Annotated in this window: 12 protein-coding genes; 8 read left to right on the top strand and 4 right to left on the bottom strand. The window is 68.3% G+C overall.

The features are described from left to right. Positions 1-7: 7 nt before the first annotated feature. The 4 genes from ABEA93_RS30340 (at position 8) to ABEA93_RS30325 (ending at position 5073) form a co-directional block, all read left to right on the top strand. Positions 8-1804, top strand: a complete 1797-nt coding sequence (locus ABEA93_RS30340; protein WP_345679043.1) for a DUF5605 domain-containing protein — start codon at positions 8-10, stop codon at positions 1802-1804. Positions 1805-1929: 125 nt separating this feature from the next. Beyond that, complete coding sequence (locus ABEA93_RS30335; RefSeq protein ID WP_345679042.1) at positions 1930-2580, top strand: TetR/AcrR family transcriptional regulator; 651 nt, start codon at positions 1930-1932, stop codon at positions 2578-2580. Between the two features lie 118 nt (positions 2581-2698). Further along, positions 2699-4027 carry an acyl-CoA dehydrogenase family protein gene (locus ABEA93_RS30330; protein ID WP_345679041.1) on the top strand — a complete coding sequence of 443 codons (1329 nt, stop codon included), beginning with the start codon at positions 2699-2701 and terminating at the stop codon, positions 4025-4027. Further along, a complete protein-coding gene (locus ABEA93_RS30325; RefSeq protein WP_345679040.1) occupies positions 4024-5073 on the top strand; it encodes a phosphotransferase family protein in 1050 nt (349 codons plus the stop codon). Before ABEA93_RS30330 ends, ABEA93_RS30325 begins: the two co-directional genes overlap by 4 nt. 59 nt (positions 5074-5132) lie before the next feature. On the opposite strand, the gene ABEA93_RS30320 is transcribed toward ABEA93_RS30325, so the two are convergent. Beyond that, on the bottom strand, positions 5133-5927 hold the full coding sequence (locus ABEA93_RS30320) for an SDR family NAD(P)-dependent oxidoreductase (protein WP_345679120.1): 795 nt from the start codon (positions 5925-5927) through the stop codon (positions 5133-5135). 79 nt (positions 5928-6006) lie between these two features. Here ABEA93_RS30320 and ABEA93_RS30315 point away from each other — a divergent pair, with 79 nt between their 5' ends. Then, the gene (locus ABEA93_RS30315; RefSeq protein WP_345679039.1) at positions 6007-6747 is read left to right on the top strand and encodes an SDR family oxidoreductase; all 741 of its coding nucleotides are present in this window, start codon (positions 6007-6009) and stop codon (positions 6745-6747) included. Between the two features lie 69 nt (positions 6748-6816). On the opposite strand, the gene ABEA93_RS30310 is transcribed toward ABEA93_RS30315, so the two are convergent. Further along, positions 6817-7605, bottom strand: a complete 789-nt coding sequence (locus tag ABEA93_RS30310; RefSeq protein ID WP_425585170.1) for an MATE family efflux transporter — start codon at positions 7603-7605, stop codon at positions 6817-6819. Between the two features lie 98 nt (positions 7606-7703). Here ABEA93_RS30310 and ABEA93_RS30305 point away from each other — a divergent pair, with 98 nt between their 5' ends. Then, the gene (locus ABEA93_RS30305) at positions 7704-8162 is read left to right on the top strand and encodes an ATP-binding cassette domain-containing protein (RefSeq protein WP_425585169.1); all 459 of its coding nucleotides are present in this window, start codon (positions 7704-7706) and stop codon (positions 8160-8162) included. 66 nt (positions 8163-8228) lie between these two features. After that, positions 8229-9020, top strand: a complete 792-nt coding sequence (locus ABEA93_RS30300; RefSeq protein ID WP_345679038.1) for an ABC transporter ATP-binding protein — start codon at positions 8229-8231, stop codon at positions 9018-9020. Positions 9021-9058: 38 nt separating this feature from the next. Here ABEA93_RS30300 and ABEA93_RS30295 read toward each other — a convergent pair whose 3' ends face one another. Then, on the bottom strand, positions 9059-9829 hold the full coding sequence (locus ABEA93_RS30295; RefSeq protein WP_345679037.1) for a transposase: 771 nt from the start codon (positions 9827-9829) through the stop codon (positions 9059-9061). A gap of 213 nt (positions 9830-10042) precedes the next feature. On the opposite strand from ABEA93_RS30295, the gene ABEA93_RS30290 reads away from it, so the two are divergent. Next, positions 10043-11260, top strand: a complete 1218-nt coding sequence (locus tag ABEA93_RS30290) for a hypothetical protein (protein ID WP_345679036.1) — start codon at positions 10043-10045, stop codon at positions 11258-11260. 218 nt (positions 11261-11478) lie between these two features. On the opposite strand, the gene ABEA93_RS30285 is transcribed toward ABEA93_RS30290, so the two are convergent. Continuing rightward, positions 11479-11888 (bottom strand): hypothetical protein (locus ABEA93_RS30285; RefSeq protein ID WP_345679035.1); only part of this gene is annotated, 410 nt, incomplete at its 5' end.

Here is an 11888-nt window from a genome sequence, read left to right as displayed (position 1 = left end):
GACCCTCGTGCTCTTTGTCGCCCGGCCACGACAGGAAGGCTTCCTCATGAGCTTCGATCGCAACTCACGGGTACATGACATCTTGCGGAGCCCTGAAGGGCGACGCGTGGTGGAGACGGCCTTCCCCAGTCTGCTCGGCCATCCTGCGCTGGAACATTTGCGGACCTGGCCGATGTGGCTTCTTGCCGAACAATTCTCGACGGCCACCGCGGCGACGACCGATCCGGCGCTTCTCTGGGAGGCACTCGCCGGCCTGGAGACGCCGCCCATCCCCGTCACTTCTGCGGTCCCTTCGACGGCCGGCCGTCCCGACTACGAGGGGCCCGGAGTTGCGGAGGCCTCGGCCAAGCCGGAGGTTCCCCGCGGGGCGACACGTTGGTCTCCGGCGGAGATCGTGATCGCGGGGCCCTCGCACGGCAATCCGTTCATCGATGTCGAGCTGACGGCACGGTTCAGCCGCGACGGGACCACCGTCACTGTGGGCGGGTTCTACGACGGGGATGGCCGGTGGATCATTCGTTTTCTCCCGGAGAGCTCCGGCTGCTGGGAGTTCGTCACATCTTCCAATGCCCGCAGCTTGCATGGATTGACAGGGCGCTTCGACGTCGCGGAGGCACCCCTCGGCGAGCACGGACCGGTACGTGTGGACGGCTTCCACTTCGCCCACGCGGACGGAACGCGGTACAGCCCCTGGGGGACGACGGCATACGCGTGGATCCACCAGCCCGAAGCCGACCGTGAGGCAACGCTGCGCACCTTGGAATCGGCGCCGTTCAACAAACTGCGGATGCTGGTCTTCCCCAAGGCGTACGACTACAACGCCGATGAACCGGAGCTGTATCCCTTCCCCGGAGACCCTGAACAGGGCTTCGATCACAGCCGGTTCGACCCGGAGTTCTTCCGGCGTCTGGAGTCCGCGGTGGTCGAGCTGGGGCGCCGCGGCATCCAGGCGGACATCATCCTCTTCCACCCGTACGACCGGTGGGGCTTTGCGGAGCTGGGCCAGGCCACCGACGACAGCTACACCCGCTACCTCGTGAGGCGCCTGTGGGCGTATCCGAACGTGTGGTGGTCGATGGCCAACGAGTACGACTTCGTGCTGGGGAAGACCGAATCCGACTGGGAGCGCCTCGCGGACATCGTCGTGGCCAACGACCCGGCTCGGCATTTGCTGTCCATCCACAACGGGCTGGCCTTCTACGACCACTCCCGCCCGTGGATCACCCATGCCAGCGTCCAGCGCATCGACCAGTACCGCACCGCTGAAGAGGTCGACATCTGGCGCCGGATGTGGGGCAAACCCGTTGTCGTCGACGAATGCGGGTATGAAGGCGACCTCGAACACGGTTGGGGCAACCTGACGGGCGAGGAGATGGTCCGGCGCTGCTGGGAGGGTGCCATCCGCGGCGGCTACGTCGGTCACGGCGAGACGTACTACCGCAGCGACGAACAACTCTGGTGGGCGAAGGGCGGCGACCTCACCGGCGACTCACCGGACCGCATCGCATTTCTCGGCAGGATCGTCGCCGAGTCGCCCGGCGGCGTTCTGGAGCCGTTGTCCACGTACGTGGGCGTTCCGTACGGCGGCATCGTCGGCGTGCACCACCTCTACTACTACGGACGTCAGCAGCCGGCATTCGCCTCTCTGCGGCTGCCGCCCGATCGCGACTTCCACATCGACGTCATCGATACGTGGGAGATGACCGTCACCCGCCTGTCCGGCGTGTATCGCGGCATATGCCGCATCAGCATGCCGGGCAAGGAATTCATGGCCGTCCGGGCAACGGCTGTCGATAGCCGCTGAGGTGTCGGTCGGGCGGTGCGACGCGGCTTCATGCAGGGCTCTGTTGCCACGTTCAGGGTGCGAGAATCATGCTTCCACTTAGAGGGAATCTTGATCTCGCATCTTCATCGCCCGGAGGGAGCCGTATGGCCACCGAGAGTGTCATTCCCGGCGATCGGCCCACGCTGGCCGAGAGTGCCGTCCGGCGCCGGACCGGTGAGTTGCAGCAATCCGCGCGGTCCGATGTGCAGGCGCTCATGGACGCCGGGCTTGCGCTGATGTTGGCGGACGGCGGCCGCCGGGCGCCGCGGGTCGCCGACATCGTGGCGGCCGCCGGCTTGTCGAACGACTCGTTCTACCGCTACTTCGCGGGCAAGGGCGCCCTCGTCGAGGCGATCGTCGAGCAAGGTGCGCGCACGGTCGTGAGCTACGTTCGCCACTGCATGGCCGCGGCCGGCGATCCCGAGGACCGCGTCCGAGCCGGGATCTCGGCCGTGATGAGGCAGGCCTCCGACAGCGGGCTGGCCGCACAGACCCGCATGGTGCTCGCCAACGCGACGGGTATGCCGTCGAGTTCGCGGCATGTCTCGGTCGGGCTCGTGGACGCGCTGACGGAACTGTTTGCCGGGTCGATCGCAGAATGTGGGGTTGCAGACCCGGAGCGCGTCGCACGCACGCTGTCCGCGGCGGTCGTCGGCGTCATGCAGGACCATCTGTTCCGCGCGTCGGCGCCCGACGACGAGGACATCGCCCGACTGGCGCGCTTCGCTCTTGCAGAAGCAGAATCACATTCCTAGATTGGAGAATGGCATTCTGCTAGGGTTCCTATGACATTCCGCACCTGTGGCTTCCGCACGCGCCTCGGCACCCGCCTGCGGATCACCGCATCGCGCCCGTCAGGGAGAAGGAGCCCGCATGTGGGATTTCAGTACCGATCCTGGTTTCCAGGCCGAACTCGACTGGGCCGGCGAGTTCGTCCGCGAGGAGATCGAACCGCTCGACCTGCTGTTCCCCGGCAACGATGAGCCGTACGACCGCGCCGGACGGGTCTACCGCGAGGCCGTCCGTCCGCTCCAGGAGCAGGTGAAGGCGCGGGGCCTGTGGGCCGCGCACCTTCCGCCCTCGCTCGGCGGCATGGGCATGGGCCAGGTCCAACTTGCGCTGCTCAACGAGATTTTGGGGCGTTCGTCGTGGGCGCCGATGGTCTTCGGCACCCAGGCCCCGGATTCCGGGAACGCCGAGATCCTCGCGCACTACGCCAACGAAGAGCAGCGCCGGACGTTCCTCGAGCCGCTGCTGGACGGCCGCATCGTGTCCACGTTCGCCATGACCGAGCCGAGCGGTGGCGCGGACCCGGGCGGCTTCACCTGCCGGGCTGTCCGGGACGGTGACGAGTGGGTCATCGACGGTGAGAAGTGGTTCGCGTCCAACTACCCGCACGCCGCGTTCGTCATCGCCATGGTCGTGACCGATCCCGACGTTCCCGTCCAGCGCGGCGCGTCGATGTTCATCATTCCGCAGGGCACCCCCGGAATGGAGATGGTGCGCGGCACCGGACTCGGCAACGAGAAGTTGGGTGAAGGAGCGCACGGCTACCTGCGTTTCACCGGATGCCGCGTCCCGGCCGAGAACCTCCTCGGCGACCCCGGGTCGGCTTTCGCGATCGCGCAGACCAGGCTCGGCGGTGGGAGGCTCCACCACGCCATGCGCTCGGTCGGCCTCGGCAAGCGGGCGTTGGAGATGACCACGGAACGGATCGCAAGCCGGACGACGCGCGGCGGCCGGTTGTCCGATCAGCAGTCCGTCCGCCAGTTGCTCGCCGACACGTGGATCCAGCTCGAGCAGTTCCGCCTCCAGGTGCTGCATGCGGCCTGGCAGGTCGATCGTTCGGCACGGACCGGCGACCGCGGGCATGCCCGTTCGGCGCGCCTGCACATATCGGCGGTGAAAGCCGCCACTCCCAAGACCCTTGTGGACATCGTCTACCGGGCGATGCACGTCCACGGCGCGCTCGGTGTCTCCAACGAACTGCCGCTCACCCGCATGTGGAACGCGGGACCGGTGCTCGGCATCGCCGACGGGCCCACCGAAGTGCACAAGGACGTCGTGGCCAAGCTCTTGCTCGCCGATGCGGAGCCCGCCGAAGACCGGCTCTTCGGGTCCGAGCACATTCCGACACGGCTGGCCGCCGCCCGCGTGAAGTACGCGGAGCTGCTCGCCGGGGAAACGGTGGTTGCCCGATGACCGACTCGACGTCTTCCTCGGTCGATCTCGCCCGCTTCAACGCCTGGCTCGACGGCGCGGACCTGCCCGGCAGCGGACCGGTCGTCTCGCTCACCCGTCTCACCGGGGGAGCGCAGAACATTCTGCACACGATGCGCCGCACCGACGGCACCGAGCTGGTCCTGCGCAGGCCGGGCCGGTCCGCAGGACCCGATGCCGCAAAGCCGTTCCTCCGCGAGAACCGGGTCCTGACCGCGCTGGCCGGCACGGCCGTCCCGCACGCGCGCCTGCACGCGAGCTGCACCGACGCGTCGGTCATCGGCTCGCCGTTCTCGGTGCTGGAGAAGATCGACGGGTTCAGTCCGCAGGGAGACCTGCCCGGCGGCTACGGCAGCGACCCGGCGTGGCGCCGACAGATGGCCTTCGAACTCGTCGGCGGCGCCGCCCGGCTGGCGGCTGTCGATCCGTACGCGATCGGCCTCGACGGCCTCAGCCGGACGGAGCACTGGGCGGAGCGCCAAGTCGCGCGCTACTGGGACATGTTGCGTGGCTATCGAAGCAACGCCGAGTACCGGGACGCAGAGTCTCCGCTGGTGGACACCATCGGAAAGTGGCTGGACGACAATCGGCCCGCCGACGTGCGCATCGGCATCGTGCACGGCGACCTCCAGTTCGCCAACGTCCTGTTCGCCCACGACGAGCCGCGCCTCGCCGCCATCGTGGACTGGGAGATGGCAGGGCTCGGCGACCCGTTCGTCGACCTCGGCTGGATCCTGACCGCGTGGCGTGAGGAGGGCGACCCGCCCGGCGCCGACCCGTACGTCCGGCCGTGGGACGTCATGCCGACCCGCGCCGAACTCATCGCCCACTACGCCGACCTCACGGGACGCGACACCGGCGATTTCCCGTGGTTCCAGGTCTTGGCGTGCTTCCGTCTCGCGGCACTGCTCGAGGGAAGTTACGTGCGTGCCCTGGAGGGCCGTATGGACCGGGCACTCGGCGAAGGGCTGCACACATACGCCGAGTCGCTGTGGCCGAAGGCCGAGGCGGAGATCGCTCGCGCGTAACGCCTGCGCGGGGCGGCGGGCATCCGGCCGCCGCCCCGCGCGGGTTGCCCGCGGACCGCTCAGCGCATGCCGCCGTCGATCCGGACGGTCGAGGCGCTGGCGTACGCCGACGCGTCCGAGATCAGGTAGAGCGCCGCCCCGACCACCTCTTCCGGACGGCCGATGCGTTGGAGTGCGTGATGCCGTACGCCGGCGGCGAGTTGCTCCGGGTCCCAGTCATGGGCGGCGGTCGCGAACGGGCCCGCCATCAGCGTGTTGACACGCACGCTCGGCCCGAAGGTGTGCGCCAGTCCCTCAGTCAACGCGTTGAGGCCGGCTTTGGCCGCCGCGTACGGCAGGATCGCCGGTCCTGGGCGCAGCGAGCCGCTCGAACTGACGTTGACGATGACGCCGCCGCCCGCGGCCGCCATCCGCTCGCCGGCCAGAATCGCCAGTCGGAACGGGCCCTTCAGATTGACGCCGATGACGGCGTCGAACAACTTCTCGCTCACCGAGGCCGGCGTGTCGTAGACGGGCGACAGGCCGGCGTTGTTGACCAGTGCGTCCAGTCTGCCGAAGCGGTCGTAGACGGCATCCACCAGGCCGGGAAGCTCGTCCCAACGGCCGACGTGGACGCCGTAGGGCATCGCACGCCGGCCGGTTGCCGATTCGATCTCCTTCGCGACCGCTTGGCAGGCCTCGGATTTGCGGCTGGCGATCACGACGTCGGCACCGCAGCGGGCGGCTGCCAGGGCCATCTCCCGCCCGAGCCCTTTGCTTCCTCCGGTGACCAGAACCACCCGATCGGTCAGGTCGAAGAGGTCGTCCGCGAATCCCATCTCGCTCCCTTCCGGCCGCCCGCACGTGCGGCGCATCAACGATGAGAATACTATTCTCCATTGAGAGAATGTCATTGGGTGTGGTGGGTCGCTCGGACCGGAGCCGGCGCGACGGGTGGCTGATTACGGAGTGCCGAGAGGAACGCGCGTGGGAGAAACAGCGATTGTCACGGGAGCGGCGGGCGGGATCGGGGAAGCCGTCGCACGCAGACTGGCCGCGACAGGGACGCGATGCGTTGTGGTGGACCGGAACCCGATGGTCGAGCAAGTCGCCGTGGCGATAGGCGGAACGGCCCTCGTCGGTGACCTCGCCGACCCCGACCTGTCGCTCCGAGCGGTTGCCGCGGCCGGCGACCGCCTGGACATGCTGGTGCTCAACGCGGGTGTGAACTCGGCTGACAAGGATCTGGCCGACCTCGACCTCGACCGGTATCAGGCGGTCGTCGGAGTCAACCAGCATTCCGTGGTCTACGGGCTCCGTGCGGCACTTCCCGTGATGCGCCGCCACGGCGCCGGCTCCATCGTGGCAACCGCCTCGCTCGCTGCCCTGCGCGGGACTCCGCAGGACCCCGTGTACACCATGACCAAGCACGCGGTCATCGGCCTGGTCCGGTCGCTGTCGGGCCCACTGGCCCAGGAAGGCATCCGCTTCAGCGCCGTGTGCCCCGGCCTGGTGGACACCCCGCTCGTTGCCGGCGGCCGGGAGCGCTTCCGCGCGGCGGGCATCCCGATGCTGGGCGCCGACGAGGTCGCGGCCGCCGTCGAACAGACGCTGCGCACCGCCGAGTCCGGCACGGAGCTGGTCGTCCGCCCGGGCCAGGCACTTGCCCGCTACACCCCGGCTCCTCTTCCGTGACCGCAGCTGGGGGCCAAGTGCCGTCGGAGCCAGGTGTGCCCCGATGGCCTGGTGGACGGCCTCGGAACCCTAGACGGCGGCGCTCGCTGCGGCGAGGCGGGAGACGCCCGCGTCAAAAGCCCGCATGAGCAGCGCCGCGGTGGCGGCCAGACCGACCAGGAGCCTGAGCCACAGCCCGACCGTGTCCCAGCCGAAGCCGAACGCGAACACGCACGACGCGGGGAGGTCGACGGCCCAGTAGCCGATCAGTGTTGCCCGGAAGCCGGTTTTGGTGTCGTCGAGGCCGCGGAGGAGGCCGACGCCGATGTTCCGGGTGCAGTCGAAGAACTGCAGGACCGCGGCGACGATCAGCAGGTGGGTGGCGACCGTGACGGCATCGTCGGACGACGCGTCGAGGAACGGTGCCAGCACCAGGCGCGGCACCGAGACGTACGCGGCGCCGACAACGGCCATCACGAGCGCGGCGCAGCCGAGTGCGGTGCGCATGAGGCGTTGGGCGCGGGCGTGGTTCCCGAGCGCGATCTCCCGGCTGACGTTGATCGACGCGGCGTGGGAGAGGCCGACGGCGACCTGGAAGACGATGTAGACGAGTTGGTTGACGGCGGTGTGCGCGGCGAGTGCCGCCGGTCCGAAGGAGCCGGCGAGCAGCGCGGTGAGGGAGAAGAAGCCGGCTTCGGAGCCGTAGGTCGCGGCGATCGGCACGCCCAGGCCGATCAGGCGCCGCACCGCGGTGCGGTCGGCCTTGAACGGAATGAGGCTGACGACCCGCGCGTCCGCGAGGCGTTCCGCCTTGTCGTCGACCGGGACGCCATGGTCAAGCAGGTGCTGCCCGGATATGGCACCAAGCTGGCCATCCACACTATTGACGGAACCCCCTGCTGTGGGCGACGGATGCCCTCGTCCCCGAAGGCCGGATCACCGCGATCACCGGGCCCTCCGGCTCCGGTAAAACCACCTTGCTCAAAGCGATCGCCGGGCACCTCCCCGCGGGAGCCGTCGCCGAAGCCGGACTCCACGTGCTGGGACACGACGTCCTGCGCCTGGACCGCCACGCACTCACCGGCCTCCGCCGCACGCAACTCGCCTACGTCGGCCAAGACCCAGGCTCGGCCCTCAACCCCAGGATGACCGTCCGGCGCCTCGTGGCCGAAACCGCCGCGGACTCCGGGCGCGGCGCCGTCGACGTGCTCCTCGCCGAATGCCGCCTGCCCCTCGCCTACGGCTTGCCCGACCGCAGGCCCGGAGCGCTATCCGGTGGCCAGCAACGCCGCGTCGCCCTCGCCCGCGCGCTGGCGTGCAAGCCGAAACTGCTGCTGCTCGACGAACCGACCGCTGGACTCGACCCGGAACTTCGCGACGAAATCGCGGAATTGCTGCGCCACCTCGCAACCACGCGCGGCATTACCGTGCGCTGATGGCCTGCCACGACCCGGAACTGGTCGACGCATGCGCCGATAACCACGTCACGCTCGACGCCGGACGTGACGCCGGAACAGTCGCTGCGCCACCTGCCGAACGGCCACTGTCGGTCCCCGTCCAGTCGTCCAGCCGAACCGTGTCCGGCGGCCCCGCGGGACGGACAAGGGAAGGCACTCGACCCGATCGCCGCAACTCGACCGACAGCACAGGCCAAAAGAGGCCTCGCGGCACGAGGGATCACCGTCGCTTTCGGCAGCGGCAAACACCAAACCCGCGCGCTGGACACGGTCGACGTCACCCTGCATCCCGGCGAGGCGGTGGCCATCGTCGGTCCGTCGGGATCCGGCAAGACCACCCTGCTGCGCGTGCTCGTCGGCCTTACCACCACAGCGGCGGGAACCGTCAGCCTCGGCGGCACTCCTATGCCGGCCTCGGTGCGCCGTCGCGGACGGGACCGGCAACGCCGCATCCAACTCATCCCGCAGAACCCGCTCGCTACCCCCAACCCCAGCCGTACCGTCGGCGCGGCACTCGAACGCCCGCTGAAGCTGCACACCGCCCTCAGCCGCGAACGCCGACGGCAACGCATCGCGGAACTCCTCGACCTCGTCGAACTCCCCGCGGACTTCGCCACCCGGTACCCGACCGAGCTGTCCGGCGGACAACGCCAACGCGTGGCCATCGCCCGCGCCTTGGCCACCGAGCCCGACTATCTCCTCTGCGACGAGATCACCAGCGCCCTCGGCCCCGCAACCACCACCGCCATCATGGAACTCCTCCGCTCCAGGTGCGCGGACCACGGGACGGCCCTCGCTGTAGTCACCCACGAGCACCGCCTAAGGGTTGTCCCGTAATTGATCTTGGGGTATCCGAGGTCGGCTCGGCTCGCCGGTTACCCGGCGAGGACCAGGTTGTGGAGGCGGGCGATGCCGAGCATGGCGAAGTGGACGCCGTCGCCTTTGAGTCGGCAGTCGCGGAGGATCTTCCATGCCTTCATGCGGGCGAAGACGTGCTCTACGCGGGCTCGAACGCGGCGGAAGTCGGCGTTGTGCCGGTGTTTCCAGTCGGGGAGTTCGTCCTGGCCGCGTTCGCGGCGGTGGGGGACGAGGACTCCGGTGCCGCGGTAGCCGCCGTCGCCGATCACCCTGGTCTTGCCGACGGCGGCCTCGGCACCGGACAGCCCCCACGCTTTGCAGTCGTTGCGGTTGCCGGTGACCGGGCGGCCGACGGCGACGACCAGGCGGGTGTCGGCGTCGATGACGACCTGGTGGTTCGTGGAGTACCGGTAGTTCTTCGAGCGTTCGGCGACCGCGTGGTCGCGCGTCGGCACCAGCGTGCCGTCGACGATCAGCACGGCGTCCTTGCGGAACCGCTTGCGCGGCGCGAGCGCGAGCAGCGGCCCGATGTGGTCCACGACGCGGTCGGCCGCGGACTTCGATACCCCGAACAACGGCGCGAGCTGGCGCAGCGTCAGGTTCGTGCGCCAGTACGCGGCGACCAGCAATACCCGGTCCTCCAGCGGCAGCGCCCACGGCCGGCCCTTCCGGACCGGGTCGGCGCCCTCATGCCGCAACGCCCGCACCAGCCTGCCGAACTGACGCGGGCTCAGGCCGGTGAACGGAGCTATCCAGGAGGGCTCAGACGCCGTGATCACACCAGCCACACCAAGATCATCCCACCGGCCACACCAGTAACGGGACAGCCCTTAGCGGCCGAATTCACCGACACCACGCGGTTCCGGACAAGGCGGCCGTAGCCATCTCCACCGCAGGGAAGCTCGTGCCGTGACAGACGTTCTTGAACCATTGCTGCTATTACTTGCGCTTATCTCGTGTGCCTGAACTCGCCCAGAGATGACGGCTAAAATGACCACCTCATGAATCCGCACGCCTTTCTGGCGGACCAAGCCCCTATCGAGGTGCAGCACGCCCTGCTGGCGCGCCTCGGCGCACCAATCCGTCGTGTGCTGCTCGGTGGTAGTCAGGCTCCGGGGAAGGTGCTGATCCAGCGTGTACTGGAGGCTGGAACGGTCGACGACCGAGCTGCCTTGGCGGCGAACCTGGGATGCGATCCTGAAGTCCTGGCTGCCCTGGCACAGTTCGGTCACCGGCAGGTCGCCGTTGAGCTGTACCGCAACGGCTCCGCAACCCGCGAAGTCATGCTCCGCGCGATGATGTCGGCCACCGTCACGGACCTCGACCCGTTCTCGGTACGGCATGCTGAGACGAGGTTCGACGCACAACGGCGCCTCTACCCGCTCGTCGAACTGGATGACGCAGATCTGACTGCGCGGGTGTTCGGGGCGTTGGACTGGACCGCGAATCTCCCTGGGCTGCCGGCTGTCATCCTGCGCGGCTGCGTCGGTCTTCTCGACACCGTGGGCGCCGATGCCACTCGCGCCGCCGCGGTTGGCATCATCGCAGGACTGCAGCGACGCCAATATCAGTACGTGCCGCGTGTGGTGCGCGAAGCCTTCGCTGACCCGGGCGACGCCCGATTCGTCAGGCACGCTCTGGAGCACGAGCGCAGCATGCCGGTAATCATTGACCGGATGGCCAACCATCGTTTCGCCGTGCGGGCTTTCGATCTGCTGCTCGTGGCCCCACGTGTGCTGTTGAACTGGGCGATGCTTGTCGAGGCGCACCGTATAAGGCCATTCGATGAGAACGCCTTGATGGCGCTGAGGGTTCAGCACGGTTGTCCGCCCGAGTTGCAGAGCCGACCTTTTATGCCGAACACGCGACCGGTCTTCGAAAGACGAAGAGACGCAAATCGCACGCGTCAGGCAGTGCTTCCGTTGTGCACGGCATTGGGAGACAGGGCGGCACGTGCGAAGGTTCGGGAGGTTCACCGACGAGGGCTGCTCTCAGCGTCCGCGATCCTGGCTGACGGAGCGCCGGCGAAGTGCGCGCTGATGGTGTTCGGCACGCCGGCGCAGGACTGCATGCCTGACGCACGGGCGGCACTCGGCGTCATCACCCAGGCGACGCTGGGCACGCAGGTGGAACGATGGGCCGTGGCTTTGGGTCTTCTCGAGGAGTTCACGGGGACGATGCGGGAACTGTGCGCGGTAGCTGGAGCGATCGCGGCATGACGGCGCGATGGGCGGGGCGGCGGCCAGCGAAGCAGCCTCACGCTGATCTCCGGCAAGTCTGCGCTGTCAGGGGCTGAGGGTAGATGGTGGGCCTCGACAGCTCGCCGTCCAGGAGTCGCGAGCCAGTAGCAAGGCCCGACCGGGCAAGCAGATCCGCTGCGTTGGCAGGGCCTCTGGGCGGGATATTCGCCGAGCGTCGTTAGTGCTCGGCGCGATAATCACACCGCCCAGTCCAAAGTGCAATCCGCATTGCCACGTGCACGCTTGCGTACACCGTGTGTGTGGTTGAGGACAGGGCCCTCGGGAGCGAGGAAGTAGGAGGCGGAGAATTCAACCCAGTGGTAGTCGTCTTGGCGGCGCTGGTCCCAAGTTTCGCCGCCCATGCGGTGTTTCTCGCCGAGGACGGTCCACAGCACAGTAAGGCCCTGTGCTGAGAGGGTGTCTGCGATTGCCGCCCGGTAGAGCAAACAGTCCGGTCCGGCTTCGTCGATGAGCGGATTAAGAAGCTGTGGTCGTACCGAACTTGGCGTCGGGTTATAGGACTTGGTTTCCCGATGGGGTGAAGTCTGAGCCGTACGCGCATGAAAGCAGGGCCTCTTGGAATCTCGGTGGTGTCGAAGCCAATCGA

This window comes from Yinghuangia aomiensis, from assembly GCF_039542225.1.
Lineage (GTDB): Bacteria > Actinomycetota > Actinomycetes > Streptomycetales > Streptomycetaceae > Yinghuangia > Yinghuangia aomiensis.
This window is presented reverse-complemented; position numbering and strand designations above follow the sequence as displayed.

Bases quoted from the DNA above. Each gene is read 5' to 3' on its own strand.
- ABEA93_RS30335 (WP_345679042.1), top strand. From the start codon at position 1,930: ATGGCCACCGAGAGTGTCATTCCCGGCGATCGGCCCACGCTGGCCGAG.
- ABEA93_RS30330 (WP_345679041.1), top strand. From the start codon at position 2,699: ATGTGGGATTTCAGTACCGATCCTGGTTTCCAGGCCGAACTCGACTGG.
- ABEA93_RS30325 (WP_345679040.1), top strand. From the start codon at position 4,024: ATGACCGACTCGACGTCTTCCTCGGTCGATCTCGCCCGCTTCAACGCC.
- ABEA93_RS30320 (WP_345679120.1), bottom strand. From the start codon at position 5,927: ATGCGCCGCACGTGCGGGCGGCCGGAAGGGAGCGAGATGGGATTCGCG.
- ABEA93_RS30290 (WP_345679036.1), top strand. From the start codon at position 10,043: ATGAATCCGCACGCCTTTCTGGCGGACCAAGCCCCTATCGAGGTGCAG.